This is a genomic window from Nocardioides sp. CFH 31398, assembly GCF_022436705.1.
In the GTDB taxonomy this organism is placed as follows: domain Bacteria; phylum Actinomycetota; class Actinomycetes; order Propionibacteriales; family Nocardioidaceae; genus Nocardioides.
Genome location: NZ_JAKUHT010000003.1, coordinates 153,258 through 168,421, shown reverse-complemented (window position 1 = coordinate 168,421; position 15,164 = coordinate 153,258). Strand labels below are relative to the sequence as shown.

The 15,164-nt window shown below is 73.9% G+C and carries 12 protein-coding genes; 9 read left to right on the top strand and 3 right to left on the bottom strand.

Annotated elements, in window-relative coordinates; all coding sequences use genetic code 11:
• Window positions 1–46: 46 nt before the first annotated feature.
• The 3 genes from MJ876_RS22090 to MJ876_RS03110 form a co-directional block, all read right to left on the bottom strand.
• On the bottom strand, window positions 47–814 hold the full coding sequence (locus tag MJ876_RS22090; RefSeq protein ID WP_240234612.1) for an IclR family transcriptional regulator: 768 nt from the start codon (window positions 812–814) through the stop codon (window positions 47–49).
• Window positions 815–830: 16 nt separating this feature from the next.
• Window positions 831–1,562, bottom strand: coding sequence for an HD domain-containing protein (locus tag MJ876_RS03115; protein ID WP_240234611.1), 732 nt, complete (start codon window positions 1,560–1,562; stop codon window positions 831–833).
• Between the two features lie 104 nt (window positions 1,563–1,666).
• Window positions 1,667–2,437: an IclR family transcriptional regulator gene (locus MJ876_RS03110; protein ID WP_240234610.1), complete on the bottom strand. Its 771-nt coding sequence runs from the start codon at window positions 2,435–2,437 to the stop codon at window positions 1,667–1,669.
• 142 nt (window positions 2,438–2,579) lie between these two features.
• On the opposite strand from MJ876_RS03110, the gene MJ876_RS03105 reads away from it, so the two are divergent.
• From MJ876_RS03105 to MJ876_RS03065, 9 genes are read left to right on the top strand one after another with little or no spacing between them, the layout of a single operon-like run.
• On the top strand, window positions 2,580–4,265 hold the full coding sequence (locus tag MJ876_RS03105; RefSeq protein ID WP_240234609.1) for an NAD(P)/FAD-dependent oxidoreductase: 1,686 nt from the start codon (window positions 2,580–2,582) through the stop codon (window positions 4,263–4,265).
• Window positions 4,262–6,133, top strand: a complete 1,872-nt coding sequence (locus tag MJ876_RS03100; RefSeq protein WP_240234608.1) for a PEP-utilizing enzyme — start codon at window positions 4,262–4,264, stop codon at window positions 6,131–6,133. Before MJ876_RS03105 ends, MJ876_RS03100 begins: the two co-directional genes overlap by 4 nt.
• Window positions 6,126–7,259: a PEP/pyruvate-binding domain-containing protein gene (locus MJ876_RS03095; protein WP_240234607.1), complete on the top strand. Its 1,134-nt coding sequence runs from the start codon at window positions 6,126–6,128 to the stop codon at window positions 7,257–7,259. Before MJ876_RS03100 ends, MJ876_RS03095 begins: the two co-directional genes overlap by 8 nt.
• Window positions 7,256–7,780 carry a biotin/lipoyl-containing protein gene (locus tag MJ876_RS03090; protein WP_240234606.1) on the top strand — a complete coding sequence of 175 codons (525 nt, stop codon included), beginning with the start codon at window positions 7,256–7,258 and terminating at the stop codon, window positions 7,778–7,780. The genes MJ876_RS03095 and MJ876_RS03090 overlap by 4 nt, the downstream gene beginning before the upstream one ends.
• A complete protein-coding gene (locus MJ876_RS03085; protein WP_240234605.1) occupies window positions 7,777–9,159 on the top strand; it encodes an acetyl/propionyl/methylcrotonyl-CoA carboxylase subunit alpha in 1,383 nt (460 codons plus the stop codon). Before MJ876_RS03090 ends, MJ876_RS03085 begins: the two co-directional genes overlap by 4 nt.
• Window positions 9,156–10,673: a hypothetical protein gene (locus tag MJ876_RS03080; RefSeq protein WP_240234604.1), complete on the top strand. Its 1,518-nt coding sequence runs from the start codon at window positions 9,156–9,158 to the stop codon at window positions 10,671–10,673. Before MJ876_RS03085 ends, MJ876_RS03080 begins: the two co-directional genes overlap by 4 nt.
• On the top strand, window positions 10,670–11,593 hold the full coding sequence (locus tag MJ876_RS03075; protein WP_240234603.1) for an HAD-IIA family hydrolase: 924 nt from the start codon (window positions 10,670–10,672) through the stop codon (window positions 11,591–11,593). Before MJ876_RS03080 ends, MJ876_RS03075 begins: the two co-directional genes overlap by 4 nt.
• The gene (locus MJ876_RS03070) at window positions 11,590–13,599 is read left to right on the top strand and encodes an acetoacetate--CoA ligase (protein ID WP_240234602.1); all 2,010 of its coding nucleotides are present in this window, start codon (window positions 11,590–11,592) and stop codon (window positions 13,597–13,599) included. The genes MJ876_RS03075 and MJ876_RS03070 overlap by 4 nt, the downstream gene beginning before the upstream one ends.
• The gene (locus tag MJ876_RS03065; RefSeq protein ID WP_240234601.1) at window positions 13,596–15,065 is read left to right on the top strand and encodes an aldehyde dehydrogenase family protein; all 1,470 of its coding nucleotides are present in this window, start codon (window positions 13,596–13,598) and stop codon (window positions 15,063–15,065) included. Before MJ876_RS03070 ends, MJ876_RS03065 begins: the two co-directional genes overlap by 4 nt.
• The last annotated feature ends 99 nt before the right edge of the window (window positions 15,066–15,164 follow it).

The window sequence follows — 15,164 nt, the reverse complement described above, 5'->3', positions numbered from 1 at the left end:
GGCGACGGTGGGACCGCGACGTCCTTCCACATGGTGGAAGCCAGGCTCAGGCGGAGTCGGCGGCGAAGGTGTCGATGACGGCCCGGACGTTCGGCCAGCGTGGCGCCTCGAGCGCGATGGATGCGGCGACCTCGCGCAGGGTGGGGACGTGGTCGACGAGCCGTCGCGCCTCGGTCGCGCCGGCCACGAGGCCCACCGCCGCCACCGCGACGCCCGACCCGACCACGACCGGCACCGCCAGGGCGGCGGTCCCCAGGCGCGCCTCCTCGACCGTCGTCGCCCACCCGCGGCGCCGGACCTGCTCGAGCTGGGCGGCGAGGGCCGTCGCGTCCGCCTGGGTCGACGGGGTCGACCTCTCCAGGCTCCCGGAGAGGTAGCCCTCGCGGATCCACGACTCCTCGTGGGCGAGCAGGGCCTTGCCCGTCGCGCAGGTGTGCAGCGGGAGCCGTGCCCCCGGGCGGCTCGAGGTGCCGGGCCGCGCGGCCGAGCCGTGGACCCCGTCGATGACGAGGGCGTGGCCGCCGTCCCGGATGGCCAGCTGCGCCGCGTGGCCGGTGCGGCGGTGCAGCTCGACCAGGCGGGGACGGACGGCCTCCTGCAGGGCCCGCCCGGCGTTCTGCCCGATCTTCCAGGCCCGCCGCCCGGGCCGGAACCGACCGTCCGGCTCCCGGCGCAGGAACTCGGTCCGCACGAGGTCTCCCACGAGCCGGTGCGTCGTCGACAGCGGGAGGTCGGCGTGCCTCGACAGCTCGGTGAGCGTCAGCGAGGGACGACTGCCCTCGAACGCGGCGAGCACGTCGAGGGCCTTCGTCACCGCCGTGCGGCGACCCTCAGTCGCCGTCACGCTCGCGGTCCAGGGCCAGCCGCTGCTCGCTGACGTCGACCCAGCCGACCGCGGTCAGGGTACGGGCCATGACCTTCGCGGCGTCGGTGAACAGGTGCCCGTGCACGCGACCGGCGTTGAGCGCCACCGACTGCTCCCGGGTCAGCCCGAACCAGTCCATGACCACGTCGGTGGCACGCGGGGTGACCCGCCAGAGCCGGTCCGCGTCCTTCAGCAGGGCGTCCTCGAGGCTGAGGGCCTCCCGGCGGGTGTCGTGGCCCTCGATGATCGTGCAGATCGTCTCCACGCGGTCCTCGGGGACGTGGAGCCCGGTCAGGACCTCGCGGGCGATGCGCTCCCCGGCGATCTCGTGCAGCCGCACCGTCTCGAACGACTCCTGGCTGGCCGACCACACGCCCGGCTCGAGCGCCGCCATGACGCGGTCGATCGGCACCTCCGACCACCCGGAGTCGTGGAGGATGATCCCCGGCAGGACGACGTCGGCGTCGGCCTCCGGGTGCAGCGCGCAGAGCTCCCGCGCGATCGCGTAGGAGTAGAGGGTGTGGACGTCGTTGTCCCGGTGCCGCAGGTGGGGGAGCGCCAGGTCCCACACCGCCCGGTCCTCCGGGCGCATGCCCGGGAGGCCGACCTCGGGCCCCACCGCGGGGACGACCGCGGGGTCGAGCGGACGACCGAGGTCGTTGCGGGTGGCTGCGGGACGGGGGAGCTCCTGGCGCACCGGCCCAGCCGACACCACCGGTGTCACGAGCGACCCACCGTCCTTCCGCATGACGGAAGCCTGCCACGGAGCGCCCCCGTCCGCTCCCGTCCGCTCCCGCCCGCTCACTGCTCGTACCAGCGCTGCTCCAGAGCCTCCACCGCCCGGGACACGGCGTGCGAGCAGGCCCGCAGCGGGTCCTCGAGCGAGGCGAGCCTCACGTCACCGGAGGCGAGCAGGCCGATCGCGGCCATGACGGTCTCGCCCTGGCCGAAGACCGGGACCGCCAGCGACCCGACGCCGAGGCGGTTCTGCTGGAGGCTCTCGGCCAGGCGCCGGCGACGGACCTGGTCGAGGTCGCGCCGGAGCCGGGCAGGGTCGGTCACGGTGAACTCGGTGACGGAGGTCAGGCGAGCCAGTGCCTGGCGCTGGACGTCGTCCGGGGCGAAGGCGAGCAGCACCTTCCCGATGCCGGTCGAGTGGAGAGGCAGGCGGGAGCCGGGCAGGTGCCGCGTCGTGAAGGTCCGCGAGCCCGCCAGCCGGTCGATCACGAGGGCGGTCAGGCCGTCGCGGACGCCCACGTGCACGGTCTGCCCGGTGCGCAGCACCAGGTCCTGGAGGTGGGGCAGCGCGGCCTCGCGCATGGACGTCGGGCGGGCGAGCTGCCCCAGGTGCCAGGTGCGGGCCCCGATCTCGTACAACCCGTCCGTGCGTTGCTGCAGCAGCCGGCCGTCGACCAGGTCGCGGAGCCGGCGGTGCGTGGTGGCGAGCGGTGTCCCGGTGCGGCGCGCGACCTGGCTGAGGCTCAGCACGCGGTGCGTCTCGTCGAAGGCGTTGAGGAGCCCGAGCGCGCGGAACGTCACGGAGTCCCCGGGGGCGGTGCGTCGTACGGCCATGCGGTCTGCCCCTGCCCTCCCGACGACCGGCCGCGCCGGTCAAGTTTTCCAACGAATGGAAAGGTACAGCGGGCCTCGGATCGCCGCTGAGCAGTGTGGTCCCCGCCACAGCAGACGTGGGCTCACGAGGAGGAGGACGCAGGTGACGGTCTCAGCGCGGTACGACGCAGTGGTGCTCGGAGGCGGGCACCACGCGACGATCATCGCCCCCTACCTGGCCCGGGCCGGTCTGTCCGTGGGGGTCTTCGAGCGGGGTGGGCGCCTCGGCGGGTCGGCGATCAGCAGCAAGGGCCCGCTCACCGGGTTCCGCATGAACAACTACTCGCACTGGACCCGCTTCTACTCGCACCCGGCGTACAAGGACTTCGACCTCTACGCCGAGGGACTGCGCTACGAGTTCCCCGAGGGCAACGAGGCCATGGTCTTCGACGACGGGTCCTCGTTCGTCGGCTGGTCGGCCTGGCGGGTCGTCGACGCCCACGGCACCCAGGAGCCGTGGCCCGAGGGCGTGAAGCGCACCGAGGAGGCCATCCGCCGGTTCAGCGACGCGGACGCCGAGACCTACCTGCGCATCCACGAGGCGTACTCGTCGAGCTGGAAGCGCGCGTTCGGCGAGCACCGCTACACGACGCCGCCGGCGTGGGGCACCCCCGACCCGCTGGAGCGACTCCTCGAGGAGGGTGGCCTCCTCGAGCCGGTCCACCAGTTCATGACGGTCCGTCAGCTCGCCTACGACTTCTTCGAGTCCGACGAGCTGCGGACGCTGTTCATGCGGGCGGCCACGACGTCGACCGGGTGCTACGGCGACGACGTGCCGGGGCTGCAGGGCCTGGTCCACGTGCTCGCGCTGACGCTCTCCCTGGAGCCCGCTGCCATCGCGATCGGTGGGACGCAGGCCATCACGGACGCACTCGTCGGCGCGGGCCGCAGGCTCGGGGTCGAGTACCACACCCACGCGGGGGTGGCGCAGGTCCTGGTCGAGGGCGGCCGCGCGACCGGCATCCGGCTCGAGTCCGGCGACACGGTGGCGGCGGACGTGGTCGTGAGCGGGCTGGGCCTGCCGCAGACGCTGCTCGACCTCAGCCCGGACGTCCCGCTCGAGCGCCGCACCCGCAACCGGCTGTCGAACGTGCACTACGACCGCGGCCAGCTGGTCTGGATCAACGTCGCGGTCCACGAGCCGCCGGACTACGCCTCCTTCACCGGCGACCCGGCGGTCGGACCGCAGCCCCGTCTCTACTGGGGACCGAAGGACCCCGACTGGCTGGCCACGCGCTACCAGGCGGAGATCATGACCAAGGGCCACTCGAGCCGGTTCTTCGCGCTGAGCAGCACCGACACGCTGTGGGACCCCAGCCGCGCGCCCGAGGGCCGCCACCTGGTGGGGGTCGAGGAGTTCTGCGCACCGCTGCGCTTCTTCGACCGCGACGGGTGGAAGCACGTCGAGGCCTCGGTCGAGGCGCTGCTGCGCGCCGAGTGGCCGCGGTACGCCCCCAACATGACCGCCGACAACATCGAGTCCGTCCGGCTCACCATGCCGCGCGACGTCCTGGCGACGCACCCCGACATGCTCGAGGGCGGCTACAGCCAGGGCACCACGATGGCGAGCCAGCAGGGCCGGTTCCGGCCGGTCCCCGAGCTGTCCGGCTACCGCACCGTCCTGCCCAACCTCTACAACTGCTCGTCCTCGATGCACTCGGGATCCGGCATCGGTCGGGGCAACAGCCTCAACTGCTGGCGGACCATCGCGGGCGACCTCGGCCTCGACCCCGACGCCACCGTCACCACACCCGCCAGCAGGACCAGCACCAGCGAGGAGCCCGCATGACCACCATCGAGAACGAGCCGACGACCACGGAGTCGGGCACGGCGGCCCCCACCGGCGGACGCCGCTTCCCCGACCCGTACGAGGTCGCGGCCCCGGCCGGTGCCGAGAACTGGCGCGACATGTACTCCTACTTCAACCTCTTCCTCGAGGAGCGGCGGGAGAAGGACGACAAGCGCACCTGGTTCCGCAACGGCATGCAGTTCCCCGAGCCGATGCCGCCGTTCGACATCGCGACCGCCGACAGCGCGTACATGAGCGTCGGGGTGATGAACACCCGCGTGTTCGCGCTGCCGCCCGCCCTCGGCATGGACATCCGTGTGGTCAACGGGCACATGTACATGTCGGCGCTCGGGGTGGACGACCCGGCCGAGCTCGAGCGGCGCGCCGCCGAGTTCGGCCCCCGTGTCGGCCACTACTACGCCAACTGGCCCGACCTCTACGCGCGGTGGGAGGACAAGGTCCGAGCCCAGATCGCCGCGCTGCAGCAGCTGGAGCTCCCGGCGCTGGGGGACTTCGAGCCCCAGGAGAGCGTCCTCGCCGGGCGGGGCGTCACCGAGGCCAACGACCTCCTCGTCGCCTTCCAGGCGATCCTCGCCTCGCTCGACGCGACGTGGAACCTGCACAGCGAGATGCTCAACATGGGCTACGCCGCCTACCTGAACTTCCTCATGACGGTGAAGTCGCACTTCCCCGAGATCAAGGACCAGCAGGTCGCCCAGATGGTCAGCGGCGTCGACGTCCTGCTGTTCCGGCCGGACGACGAGCTGAAGCGTCTCGCCGCGAAGGCGATCGAGCTCGGTGTCGCCGACCGCGTCGTGGGGGTCACCGACCTCGGTGCGCTGACCCAGGACCTGTCCTCGGACGAGGCCGGCCGCCAGTGGCTCGCGGAGTGGGAGGTCTCGGCCGACCCGTGGTTCAACTTCTCCTACGGCAACGGCTTCTACCACCACCACCGCAGCTGGAACGACGACCCGACCTTCCCCCTGGGCATGGTGGGCGAGTACGTCGGCCGCCTGCGCAACGGCGAGGACCTGTCGCGGCCCGTCGCCGAGGTCGAGGCCGAGCGGGACGCCGTCACGGCGCGCTACCGCGAGCTGATCCCCGAGGGCGAGGCCCGCCAGGCCTTCGACGACGCACTCGGGCTGTCGAAGACGGTCTTCCCGTACGTCGAGAACCACAACTTCTACATCGAGCACTGGTACATGACGGTGTTCTGGAACAAGATGCGCGAGCTCGGCGAGGTCTTCGTGCGGTTCGGGTTCTTCGACCAGGTCGACGACATGTTCTTCCTGCGGCGCGCCGAGCTGGCCGACGCCGTCGCGGACGTCCAGATCTCCTGGTGCTCCGGCGGTGAGCCCATCGGCCCGTCGTACTGGCCGAAGATCGTGGCCGAGCGCCGTCGCATGCTCGACGTGCTCCGCGCCGAGCTGCCGCCGCCGGCCCTCGGCCCCGCTCCGGGCGCCATCGTCGAGCCGATGACCATCATGCTCTGGGGCATCACCGACGAGCAGGTGCAGAAGTGGCTCGCGGCCGAGGACGACGCCAAGGTGCTCGAGGGCTTCGCCGGCTCCCCCGGGGTCGTGGAGGGCCGCGCGCGCGTCGTGATGAGCCCCCAGGGGCTCGACGACCTGCTCCAGGACGAGATCCTCGTCGCCCCCATCACCTCGCCCAGCTGGACGCCCGTCTTCGCCCGCATCAAGGGCGCCGTGAGCGACATCGGCGGGATCATGTGCCACGCCGCGATCGTGTCCCGCGAGTACGGGCTCCCGGCGGTCGTCGGCACCGGCAACGCGACCTCCGCCATCAGGACGGGGGACCTGATCCGCGTCGACGGCGACACCGGGACGGTGACGATCCTCGATGCCTGACCTGATCACCCGCCACGAGGAGGGACCCTCCGTGTCCGTGACCGACACCCCGGCGATCCGCTGGTTCGACGAGCTGCGCAAGGACGACCGACCCCAGGTCGGCGGCAAGTGCGCCAGCCTCGGCGAGCTGACGAGCGCCGGCATCCCGGTGCCGCGCGGCTTCGCGATCACCGTCGACGCCTGGGAGCAGGTCATCGAGCACGGCGGGCTGCGCGAGCAGATCAGCTCCTGGACGGCCGGCGTCGACCCCGGCGACAACGCCGCCCTGCGCGAGGTGCAGCGCCACGCGGTGGAGATCATCGGCGCCGCGCCGATCCCGGAGCACGTCGAGAGCGCCATCCGCGCGGGCTACGCCGAGCTGTGCGCCCGTGCCGGCGTCGCGGAGGTCCCGGTGGCGGTCCGGTCGTCGGCCGTGGCCGAGGACGGCGAGGCGACCAGCTTCGCCGGCCAGCAGGAGACCTACCTGTGGGTGGTGGGGATCGACGAGGTCGTCGCCCGCATCCGCGACTGCTGGGCCAGCCTGTTCACCCCGCAGGCCATCGCCTACCGCAGCAAGCTCGACGACCAGGCCCGCTACGAGGCCGTCCTCATGAGCGTGGCGGTGCAGGAGATGGTCGACGCGGAGGTGGCCGGCGTCGGGTTCACCGTGAGCCCGCGGACCGGCGACCCCTCCGTCATGGCGGTCAACGCCAGCTGGGGGCTCGGCGAGACGGTGGTGTCCGGGGAGGTGACGCCCGACGAGTTCTGGATCGACAAGGTCCAGCGCTCCGTCCGCAGCCGCACCATCACGCACAAGGAGCAGCAGTGCGTGCCGGCGCCGGGCGGCACCGGCACCGCGACGGTGCCCGTGCCCGCCGAGCGGGCCGACGAGCCGTCGCTCGACGACCAGCAGCTCCGCGAGCTCGCCGACATCATGGTGAGCGTCGAGAGGCACTACGGCGCCCCGCAGGACATCGAGTGGGCCATGGCCCGCGACGCCGACGGGTCGCACCGGTTCCTGCTCCTCCAGAGCCGGCCCGAGACCGTCGTGACCGCGAGGAGGGCGACGACGCCGGCCCCCTCGCCGGTGACGTCCTACCTCTCGATGGTGCAGTCCCTCAGCAGCCGGGCGGGGGGCGGCTCGTGAGCACGACGTGGTCCGACGTCCTCGCGCTGCTCACCCAGCTGGACGAGTCGGGCGTGGTGGAGGCCGAGGTCGTCGCCGACGGCGTCTCGGTCCGGGTGTCCCGCGCCGCCGGTGGGTTGTCCGCCTCACGTGACGCCGCCCCCGCCGCTGCCGCCGCCACCCCTGTCCCGGCGACGCCCGCCCCCGCGGCGTCCGCCCCGACGCCGTCGGCCCCGCCGGCGTCGGCGGCCCCCGTGCTGTCGTCCGTGCCGTCGTCCGCGCCGTCGTCCGCAGCCGGTGACCTCGTCGACGTGACGGCGCCGATCCTGGGCGTCCTCTACCGCCGTCCGGCGCCCGACAGGGCCGAGTTCGTCCGGGTCGGCGACCTCGTCGAGCCGGACACCACCGTGGCGATCCTGGAGGTCATGAAGATGATGAACCAGGTCACGGCAGGAGTCGCCGGCCGCGTGGCCGAGATCCTCGTCGAGGACGGCGTCATGGTCGAGCACGGCGACGTCCTGCTGCGGGTCGAGCCGGCATGACCCGCGTCCTCGTCGCGAACCGGGGTGAGATCGCGGTCCGGATCGTCGCGGCCTGCCGGCGGCTCGGCTTCGAGGCGGTGCTGGCCGCGAGCTCGGCCGACGCGGACTCCCTGGCCGCCCGGCTCGCCGACCGCGTCCTGGTGATCGGCCCGCCGCAGCCGTCGCTGTCCTACCTGCGACCCGAGCTGCTGGTCCAGGCGGCCGTGATGGCGGGGGCCGACGTGCTCCACCCCGGCTACGGGTTCTGCAGCGAGAAGGTCGAGCTCGGCGAGATGCTCGACGAGGCCGGCATCGCCCTCGCCGGGCCACGGCCCGACACCCTCCGCTCGGTGGGCGACAAGAACACCGCCCGTGCGGTGGCCGTCGCCGCGGGCGTCCCCGTCGCGGCGGGCGCCGAGGTCAAGGACCTGGACGGGGCGGTCCACGCGGCGCGTGAGATCGGCTACCCCGTGCTGCTGAAGGCCGTCCACGGCGGTGGCGGCCGCGGCATCCACCTCGTCGAGCACGAGGACCAGCTGCCGACGCTCGTCGACCAGGCGGCCGCCGAGGCGCGCGCGGGCTTCGGCGACGGCGCCCTGTACCTCGAGAAGTTCTTCGCCGCCGCCCGCCACGTCGAGGTGCAGGTCTTCGGCGACGGCGAGGGCGGCTGCGTCGTGGCCGGCGACCGGGACTGCTCGGTGCAGCGTCGGCACCAGAAGCTGGTCGAGGAGTGCCCGGCACCCGGGATCGGTCCGGCCACCCGTGCGCTGCTGCACGACAGCGCCCGCCGCCTCGTGTCCCACCTGAGGTACCGGGGCGCCGGGACGGTCGAGTTCCTCGTGGACACCACGTCGGACCCTGCGTCGGCCACCGAGCCCGCCACCGTCGTCTTCCTCGAGGTCAACGCCCGCATCCAGGTCGAGCACCCCGTCACCGAGGAGGCCTTCGGGATCGACCTGGTGGCCGCCCAGCTCCGCCTCGCCGCCGGCCTGCACCACGGCCTGCCCGACCTCCCGGCGGTCCCTCCGGCGCACGTCATCGAGTGCCGGATCACCTCGGAGGACCCGGCGGCCGACTTCCGCCCGACGCCCGGGCGGATCACCGCGGTCGAGTGGCCCCGGGGGCCGGGGGTGCGGATCGACACCCACGTGCACGAGGGCTACCTGTTCCCGCCGTACTACGACAGCCTCCTGGCGAAGGTGATCGTGCGGGCCCACGACCGGGAGGCGGCGGTCGACGGCATGCTCGCCGCCCTCCGGGCCACGCGCGTCGAGGGCGTCAGCACGGTGACGCCCGTGCACGAGGCCGTCCTGTCCCACCCCGACTTCCGTGCCGGCGGCGTCACCACGCAGTGGCTGCCCGCCGCCTGGCCACCCCCGCTCGAGGAGGCACCGCGATGACCGCGCCCGCGACGTCCGTCCGGCTGGTCGACACCAGCACCCGCGACGGCAACCAGAGCCTGTGGGGGGCGGCGGGCCTGACCACCGGCATGGTCGAGGCACTGGCCCCGCACCTCGAGGCGGCCGGCTTCCTGGCCCTCGACTTCACCTCGTCCACCCACCTCTCGGTCGGCGTGCGCTGGCACCACGAGGACCCCTGGGAGCGCATCCGCCGCATGCGCGCGCTCACCCCCGGGACGCCGCTCGCCCTCATCACCACCGGCATGCGCTTCATGTCCTGGGACCGCTCGCCGCAGTCGGTGATGCGTCTGTCGATGCGCATGCTCGCCGAGTCGGGCCTGCGGCGGCTGCAGATCGCCGAGCCGATGAACGACACCGCCCAGGCGTCCGCCATCGCGCGGCTGGCCAAGGAGGAGGGCATCGAGCAGGTCGTGGCGGCGGTGACCTTCACCGAGTCCCCGGTCCACGACGACGCGCTGTACGCCGCGGCCGCCAAGACGCTCGCCGCCGACGAGAACGTCGACGCGATCTACCTCAAGGACCCCGGCGGGCTGCTGACCCCGGAGCGGACCCGCACGCTCGTGCCCCAGCTCAGGGCGGCCTCCGGCGACCGGTCCCTGGAGCTCCACAGCCACTGCACCACGGGTCTCGCCCCGGAGGTCTACGTGGTGGCGGCCCAGCTCGGCATCGACGTGCTGCACACCGCCCTGGGCGCGCTCAGCAACGGGACCAGCCAGCCGTCCGCCGTCCGCCTCGTGGAGAACCTGGCCGCGGTGGGGATCGGCACCGACATCGAGCTCGGGCCGCTGCACGAGGCGGAGCGGATCATCGGGGTCATCGCGTCGAGCCAGGGCCTGGAGCCCGGCCGCCCCACCGAGCTCGACCTCGCCTACCAGCGCCACCAGGTGCCCGGGGGGATGATGGGCACGCTGCGCCGCCAGCTCTCGGAGATCGGTCAGCTCGACCTGCTGCCGGCCGTCCTCGACGAGGTGGGGTCGGTGCGGGCCGCGCTGGGCTACCCGATCATGGTGACGCCCTACAGCCAGTTCGTCGGCAGCCAGGCGGTCATGAACGTCCTCGCCCGGCAGGCCGGGCAGGAGCCCTGGTCACGCATGCCGGACGAGGTGCTGCGCTACCTGCTGGGTCACTTCGGCGAGCCGCCCGGCCCGGTCGACCCCGAGGTCGCCTCCCGCGCCGCCGACAACCCGCGGACGCGCGAGCTCGACCGGCCGCAGGCCGAGCCCGAGCTCGCCGACCTCCGCGCGAGCGTCGTCGAGCAGACGGGCCGCGCCGACGTCGGGGACGGCGAGGTGCTGCTCCGCACGGTCCTGCCCGCCGAGCAGGTCGACGCGATCGTCACCCCGGCACCGGCGTGGTCGGCGGAGGCCGCCGGGAACGACGTGACCTCGGCAGCGGAGTTCGTCCGCGCCGCCGGCGCCCTGCCGAACTGGCGGGAGATCGACGTGCGGCTCGGCGACGAGAGAGTCCACCTGCGACGGGAGGGGGCGTCATGACCGTCACCGAGCCGACCGAACCGACCGGGCCCACCGGGCCCACCGGGTCCAGCGACCTCCGGACCCGGCTCGCCGACGTGCGGGGCGTGGTCCTCGACGTGGACGGCTGCCTGATCCTGTCGAGCCAGCCGGCGGGTGACGACGGCGCGACCCTGCCCGGCGCCGTCGGCGCGGTGCGGGAGCTGCGGGACCTGGGCCTGCCGGTCGTGGTCTTCACCAACGCCTCGAGCCGGCCACCCGCGGACATCGCCGTGTCCCTCGCCTCCCTCGGGTTCCCCGTCGGGCCCGACGACGTGCTCACCCCGTCGGTCGTGGGCGCGGAGACCATCCTGCACCGGTTCGGGGACCGGCCGGCCCTCGCCTTCGGCGGGTCCGGTGTCGTCCAGGTGCTGCGTGACGCCGGGGTCACCGTCATCGATCCCGAGGAGCGTGACGCCGCTCGTCGCGCCGAGGTGGTGCTGGTCGGCTGGGACGTGGGGTTCGACCAGAAGCGCCTGCAGGTGGCGGCCGAGGCCGTCTGGAACGGCGCGCCGCTGCTGGTCACGAGCGACGCGCCCGCGTTCGCCACCGCCGGCGGCCGCACCGCCGGCCTGGGCGGGTTCATCGCGAACGGCCTCTCCTACGTCACGGGCCGCTCCTACGAGGTCCTCGGGAAGCCGTCGCCGGCCGCCATCGACATCGCCACCCGTCGGCTCGGCGTCGCCTCGAGCGAGCTGCTGGTGGCCGGGGACGACCTGAGCCTCGAGGTCGCGATGGCCCGTACGGCGGGCGGGGTCGGCGTGCTGGTGACGACCGGTACGCACAGCCGTGACGACGCGGACGCCGCGACCGAGGACCGGCGCCCGGACCTGGTGGTCGACAGCCTCGCCGAGGCCACCGCGCTGGTCCGTGCCGCCCGCACGGGGGTCACGGCACGGTGACCACGGGGCTCCGCGTGCCGGCCCTCGGCGACGTGGTCTGGACGCCGTCCGAGGACGCCCGCGCGACGACGAGGCTCGGCCGGTTCCTGACCTGGCTGGCCGAGCGGGACGTGGTCCTCGACGACGTCGGCGACCTCCACCGGTGGTCGGTCGGGCATCCCGAGGCCTTCTGGCAGAGCATCTGGGACCACTTCGGCGTCCGCGCCCGGCACGCCCCGACCGAGGTCCTGCCCGACCGCACCATGCCGGGGACCCGGTGGTTCCCCGGGGCCGCGCTGAACTACGCCGAGCACGCCTTCGGCGTCGCCCCCGCCGACGCCGTCGCGGTGCACGCCCGCTCGCAGACCCGGCCCGCCTCGACCCTGACGTTCGGCGAGCTCGAGCAGCAGGTCGCCGCCTGCCGTGCCGCGCTGGCCGCGCTCGGGGTCGGTCGTGGCGACCGCGTGGCCGCCTACCTGCCGAACGTCCCCGAGGCCCTGGTCGGCTTCCTCGCCACCGCCGCCCTGGGCGCGGTCTGGGCGGGGTGCGCCCTCGAGCTCGGTCCCTCGGGCGCCGCCGACCGGCTGGGACAGGTCGAGCCGACCGTGCTCCTGACGGCCGGGGGCTACGACTACGGGCCCAAGCCCGTCGACCGGTCCTCCGAGGTCGCGGAGGTCCGCCGGCGCATCCCGTCGTTGCGGCACGTGGTCGACGTCGAGTACGGCGACTGGCGGGTCGACGACGCCCTGGCGTGGTCGACGCTCCTGGCGGGGCACACGGACGCCGAGCCGACGTACGAGCCGGTCGGGTTCGACCACCCGCTCACCGTCCTGTTCTCGAGCGGGACCACCTCGAAGCCGAAGCCGATCGTCCACGGGCACGGCGGCATCCTCCTCGAGCACCTCAAGAACCACGCGCTGTCCTGGGACCTCGGCCCCGGGGACTGCCTCCTGTGGTTCACCACGACCTCCTGGATGATGTGGAGCTCGCTCGTCTCGGGCCTGCACGTCGGCGCGGCGATCGTGATGATCGACGGGAACCCCGTGTCTCCCGACCTCGGGTGGCAGTGGCGGCTGGCCGCCGAGGTGGGCGCGACGACCATGGGGGCGAGCCCGGGCTTCGTGGGGGCGTGCCTCAAGGCCGGCCTGACCCTGGAGGACGTCGACCTCTCCCGCCTGCGCGTCCTCGGGTCGGCGGGCGCGCCCATGCCCCTGCCGGGGTTCGCGTGGCTCCGTGAGCAGCTCGGGCCGGGCGTGCAGCCCTGCATCGGCAGCGGCGGCACCGACGTCTGCTCGGGCCTGGTCCAGGACAACCCGCTCACGCCCACGCGCGCCGGCGTCATCGCGGGCCCGTGCCTCGGCGTCGACGTCCACGCCTGGGACGAGCAGGGCCACGACGTCGTCGGCAGCCCGGGCGAGCTCGTGGTGACCACCCCCATGCCCTCGATGCCCGTCGGGCTGTGGGGCGACGAGGACGGCTCGCGGCTGCGCGCGTCGTACTTCGACACGTGGCCGGGGGTGTGGCGGCACGGCGACTGGATCGTCATGGGCGCCGACCAGGGCTGCCAGGTCACCGGCCGTTCCGACGCCACCCTGAACCGGGGAGGGGTCCGGCTCGGCACGTCCGAGTTCTACGGCGTCGTCGAGCAGCTCGACGGCATCGCCGACTCCCTGGTCGTCCACCTCGACGACCCCGAGGGCGGCAACGGCGAGCTGTGGCTGTTCGTCGAGCTGGACGAGCCGACGGCCGAGCCGCACCCCGCCGACCCCGGACTGGCCCGCACCGTGGCCTCGACCCTCCGCCGGGAGCTGTCGCCCCGCCACGTGCCCGACCGGCTCGTCGTGGTCCCCCACGTGCCGCGGAACCTGACGGGCAAGAAGCTGGAGGTGCCGGTCAAGCGCGTGCTCCTGGGCGGCGATCCCGACGTCGTCGCGAGTCGGGACACCCTCGCGGTCGCGGACTCCCTCGACGCCTTCGTCGGCCTCCGTCGGGCGACGGCCGAGCGCGCCGCCGGTGGTGCGCGGTGAGCGGCGGGGGCGGCGCGCCGCGGCTGCCGACCCACGTCGACGACCTGTACGTCGGGGGCCGGTGGGTCACGTCGTCGTCGGCCCAGCGGCTCGAGGTCGTGGACCCGGCGACCGGCGAGGCGTGGGGGAGCGCGCCGCAGGCGTCCCCGACCGACGTCGACGCCGCCGCGAGGGCGGCCCGGGTCGCCTTCGACGACGGGCCCTGGCCCCGTCTCGCCCCCGCCGAGCGCGCGCGTGTCCTGGAACGTGTCGCCTCCGAGGTGGAGGGCCTCGCCGAGCAGATCGCGACGACGACCACCCGCGAGAACGGCTCACCGGTCGCCGAGACCGCCGGGGCGGCGGCCAACGCGGCGGGGATCCTGCGGCACGTGGCGTCGCTGGCGCCCCACCTCGAGGCCGACGACGTGCGGCCGTTCCCCGACGCGACGCGGGAGAGCGTGGTCCGTCGCGACCCGGTCGGGGTGTGCGCCCTGGTCGCGCCCTGGAACTTCCCGATCAACCTCGTCGTGACCAAGCTCGCACCCGCCCTCCTGGCGGGGTGCACGGTGGTGATCAAGCCGGCGGAGACGACCCCCCTCTCCATCCGGCACGTGGTCGAGGCCTGCGCGGCCGCCGGCGTCCCCGACGGGGTCGTCAACCTCGTGACGGGCGACGGCCGGGTGGGCCACGCGCTCGTGACCCACCCCGCGGTCGACAAGATCGCCTTCACCGGCTCGACCGGCGTCGGCCGGCGCATCGCCGCCGCGTGCGGCGAGCGGCTGCGACCCGTGACCCTCGAGCTCGGCGGCAAGTCCAGCGCCGTCATCCTCCCCGACGCCGACCTCGACGCGGTCGCTCACGTCCTGCTCCGGTCCTGCCTGCGCAACACGGGCCAGACGTGCTACGTCGCCACCCGCATCCTGGCCCCGGCGTCGCGCCACGACGAGGTCGTGGACATGGTGGTCAGGACGGTCCGGTCAGCGCCGCAGGGTGACCCGTCCGACCCGGCCACCGTGTTCGGTCCGGTGGCCAACCGCAGCCAGTACGAGTCCGTGCGGCGGATGCTGGCCACGGCGAGCGGGGAGGGCGCGCGAGCCGTGCTCGGGGGCGGTGTCCTCGACCGCCCGGGCTACTGGATCGAGCCCACCGTCCTGGTCGACGTCGCCCGCGGGTCCACCGTCGCGCGCGAGGAGGTGTTCGGACCGGTCGTCACCATCCAGCCCTACTCCGACGTCGACGACGCCGTGGCCCTCGCCAACGACACCGCCTACGGTCTGGGCGGCATCGTGTTCTCGTCGGACGCCGACCGGGCGCAGGCCGTGGCCGAGCGTCTCGACACCGGCTCGGTCGGGGTCAACTTCTTCGCCTCGAACCACGCCGCCCCCTTCGGCGGCCGGCGGGACTCCGGCCTCGGCGTCGAGTACGGCGTCGAGGGACTGCACCAGTACCTCACCTTCAAGTCCATCCACCGGGTGCGGAGCCGGTAGGACGGCGACGGCGCCCGGCGCGGCGCCTCGTCGGTCGAGGAGCAGGCCGGGGTCCGCCGCGGTCCCGAGCCCGCGAGCCCGTGAGCGCCCGTCCTGCGG